We start from the raw sequence: 3,266 nt of genomic DNA, 5'->3' as shown, positions 1-3,266 counted from the left end.
CAGATGGGTATAAGAGCCAGACCCAGGGTGATGTCGCGGTCGCGGGCGCGCAACCCCAGGGCAGCGGCGATGTTGGCGCCAGCGCTGTCGCCGGCGAGGATGATGCGCTCGCTGGTGAGGCCGAGGCCGGCGCCTTCGGCGATCACCCAGCGGAGCGCCGTCTCGGCATCGTCGAGACCGGCCGGAAACGGCTGCTCCGGTGCCTTGCGATATTCGACCGAGAGCAAGGCGCAGCCGGCGGCCCTCGCGAGGGCGCGGGCGGCGCCGTCATGGGTATCGAGGCTGCCGACGACCCAGCCGCCGCCGTGGAGAAACAGGATGGTGCCCGGCTCGCAGCCGCCGCGATAGAAGCGGCAGCGGATGGCGGGATCGCCGAGGGTGAAGGTGAGCGGCGGGGCGAGGTCGTCCTTCAAGTCCCAGTGGCCGGCGAGGCTAAGCTCGGACGCGGCGCGGGCTCTCGTGACGCCAAGCTGGTCGTTGCTCAGCGTGCCGGCACGCTCGGCGGCCTCGAGCATCTGCCGCAGCTCGGGTCGCAGGCGCGACCGCTCGGGGCGCCTGTCGTCAAGATCGTCCACGCGCCCCTCCCTGAGCTGCTGCGAAGGCGGCGTCATAACAGCAGAGGTGCGACGAAAGTCAACGAAAAGAATATTGCATGCGATATGCGTTAGTGTTACGCCTTGGCCAGCGTGTATGTTGCCCGGGGAGGATCGGGAGGCATCCACCGACAAAGGGAGAAGATCATGCAGGTTACCCGTATGCGCGGCGCGCTCGCCGTGGGTCTCGCCTTGGGCGTGGCGCTGTCGCCGCTCGCCGCCATGGCGTCGGACAACAAGATTGCCCTGGTGCCGGGTGGTCCGCACCCGTATTTCGCGCCCTGGGAGCAGGCGGCGGCAGATGCGCAGAAGGATTTCGGCATCGCCTCGGTCGAATACAAAGTGCCGGCCGAATGGAAGCTGGAGCTGCAGACCGAACTGTTCGAGAGCCTCGCGGCGCAGGGCTATGCAGGGTTCGGCTACTTCCCCGGCGATGCGGTGGGCGTCAACTCGACCGTCGCTGAACTGAAGGCCAATGACATTCCGGCCGTGGCGCTGGGCGGCTGTGCGCAGGACCCGACCGATACGGCGTTCTGCATGGCGACCGACGTCTATGCCTCGGCCTATCTCGGCACCAAGGCGCTGATCGAGGCGATGGGCGGCACGGGCGCGGTGGTGCACCTCGCCGGGCTGCTGGTCGACCCCAACACCACGCTGCGCGTCCAGGCGGTGGAAAAAGCGGTGGCCGAGACCAATGGTGCGGTGACCCTGCTGCAGACGCTGGGCGACACCGACAACCAGGAGCAGGGCGACCAGAAGATCAACGCGCTGCTCGCGGCGCAAAAGGACCAGATCGGCGGCATGATTGCCACCGGCTACATTTCCTCGGTCGTGGCCGCCACGGCGCTCAAAAACCTCGGCGACAAGAAGATCAAGCTGATCGGCATCGACGACGACAAGATCGTGCTCGATGGCATCAAGGACGGCTTCGTTGCCGGCACCATGGCGCAGAACCCCTATGGCCAGGGCTATATCGGCGCCTATGCGGTGGACCTGTTGGCCGAAGGCTGCACGGTGAAGGCGGACGCGCCGTTCATCACCACGCCGCAGACGGCCAAATTCATCGACTCCGGCACGCTGCTGATCAGCTCGGCCAACATCGAGAGCTACAAGGACGACCTCAAGAAGCTGACCGGCGAGCTGCAGGCGAGCTTCAAGGACAAGTTCCTCAGCTGCCCGTGATCGGAACCTGACTGAGGCAGACGACCCCCTCCCGGCCTCCCCCATGAAGGGGGAAGGTGAAGAATGGCTGGTGCTTGGGCGAGATCGTGCCAGGCGCTCGATGCGGCACCTCCCCCTTCATGGGGGAGGATGGGAGGGGGCCGTCTCCATCCGCTTACCACCCGAGACCCCGCAATGACCTCTGCGCTTGACGCCGAGCCTCGTCCGAGTTCAGCCTCGGCCATGGATCCGGCCCCCCGCCGAACGCTCTCATCGTTCCTGCTCCGCGGCTCGACGCAGGTCGGGTTGTTCCTGATCCTCGTGGTGCTGTGGGTGGTGTTCGCCAATCTGGCGCCGGGGTTCCTGTCAAAATTCAACCTCAACTCGCTGCTGCGTTCGGTGGCGGTCGATATCGTTGTCGGCTTTGCGCAGATGGTGGTGCTGGCGACCGGCGGGATGAACCTCTCGGTCGGGGCGATCGGGGTCTGCGCGGTGATGTTCTCGGGCTACCTGATGCAGGTGCTGGGGCTGCCGATCCCGGTGGCGATTGCCGGTACGCTGGCGCTCGGGGCTTTGCTCGGCTGGCTCAACGGCTTTGCCATCGTCAAGACCGGGGTCAACAGTTTCGTGGTGACGCTGGCGAGCGCGAGTCTGTTCTCCGGCGGCATGCTGATCCTCACCAAGGCGGTGCCGCTCAACGGCTTGCCGCCGGAGTTCGGCGCCTTCGGCAAGAGCGCCGTCGGCCCGGCGATCGGCAGCATTCCGGCGATCCCCAGCCTCGCCGCGGTGGCGCTGGTGATCGGGCTAGGGCTCTACCTGCTGTTCAAGCACTCGACATTGGGCCGGCAGATCCTGGCGGTCGGCGCCAATGCGCGGGCCGCCGAGATGAGCGGCATTCCGGTCGACCGGACCATCGTCTTCGTCCATGCGCTGTCCGGGGCGCTGGCCGCAGCGGCGGCGCTGATGCTGACCTCGCGGCTGGCGGCAGCGATGCCGGCGGTGGCGGGTGATGACTGGCTGCTGCCGAGCTTCCTCGCCCCGGTGATCGGCGGCACGGCGCTATCGGGCGGCATCGTCTCGGTGGTGGGCACCATCCTCGGGGCGCTGCTGGTGTCGACCATCCGCTCGGGACTGCTGGTGCTGGAGATCGGCGATTTCTGGCTGCCGCTGTTCCTCGGGGCGTTCCTCCTCGCGGCGATCCTGATCGAGCGTGGGCGCGCCGCCTATGTGGCGCGCGAACAGGCGAGGCGAGCGCTATGAGATCGTTCTTCCGCCTGCAATGGTCGGGTATCCTCGTCGGCATCATTGCCGGCGGCATCGCGCTGGCGCTGAGCGCGCCGGCCTTCCTTTCCGAGTTCAATCTGTTCGTGCTGCTGCGCTCGATCTGCGTGTCGCTGCTCGTCGCCTATTCGCAGATGGTGATGCTGGGCGTCGGGCAGATGAACCTGTCGGTCGGGGCGCTGGGCGGGCTGGTGGCTGTGGTCACCGGCGGGCTGATGGATGCACTGGGCG

3 protein-coding genes and 1 pseudogene are annotated in these 3,266 nt (G+C 67.0%); 3 read left to right on the top strand and 1 reads right to left on the bottom strand.

Features of this window, described 5'->3' with window-relative positions; genetic code table 11:
• The coding region (locus tag VW23_RS21115) for an alpha/beta hydrolase fold domain-containing protein (protein WP_201788079.1) at positions 1–575 on the bottom strand (575 nt) is incomplete at its 3' end.
• A 165-nt stretch (positions 576–740) separates the two neighbouring features.
• On the opposite strand from VW23_RS21115, the gene VW23_RS21110 reads away from it, so the two are divergent.
• From VW23_RS21110 to VW23_RS21100, 3 genes and pseudogenes are all read left to right on the top strand, one after another.
• A complete protein-coding gene (locus tag VW23_RS21110) occupies positions 741–1,775 on the top strand; it encodes a sugar ABC transporter substrate-binding protein (protein ID WP_069911482.1) in 1,035 nt (344 codons plus the stop codon).
• Positions 1,776–1,949: 174 nt separating this feature from the next.
• The gene (locus VW23_RS21105) at positions 1,950–3,014 is read left to right on the top strand and encodes an ABC transporter permease (RefSeq protein ID WP_244513688.1); all 1,065 of its coding nucleotides are present in this window, start codon (positions 1,950–1,952) and stop codon (positions 3,012–3,014) included.
• Positions 3,011–3,266: pseudogene (locus VW23_RS21100) on the top strand (ABC transporter permease); the annotation flags it as partial. The gene VW23_RS21105 and the pseudogene VW23_RS21100, both read left to right, overlap by 4 nt.

The sequence above is a fragment of the Devosia insulae DS-56 genome (assembly GCF_000970465.2).
In the GTDB taxonomy this organism is placed as follows: domain Bacteria; phylum Pseudomonadota; class Alphaproteobacteria; order Rhizobiales; family Devosiaceae; genus Devosia_A; species Devosia_A insulae.
The sequence above is the reverse complement of the archived record's forward strand: the minus strand, read 5'-3'. Positions and strand labels throughout refer to the sequence as shown.

Coding starts and splice junctions, on each gene's coding strand:
- VW23_RS21110 (WP_069911482.1), top strand. CDS start 741: ATGCAGGTTACCCGTATGCGCGGCGCGCTCGCCGTGGGTCTCGCCTTG.
- VW23_RS21105 (WP_244513688.1), top strand. CDS start 1,950: ATGACCTCTGCGCTTGACGCCGAGCCTCGTCCGAGTTCAGCCTCGGCC.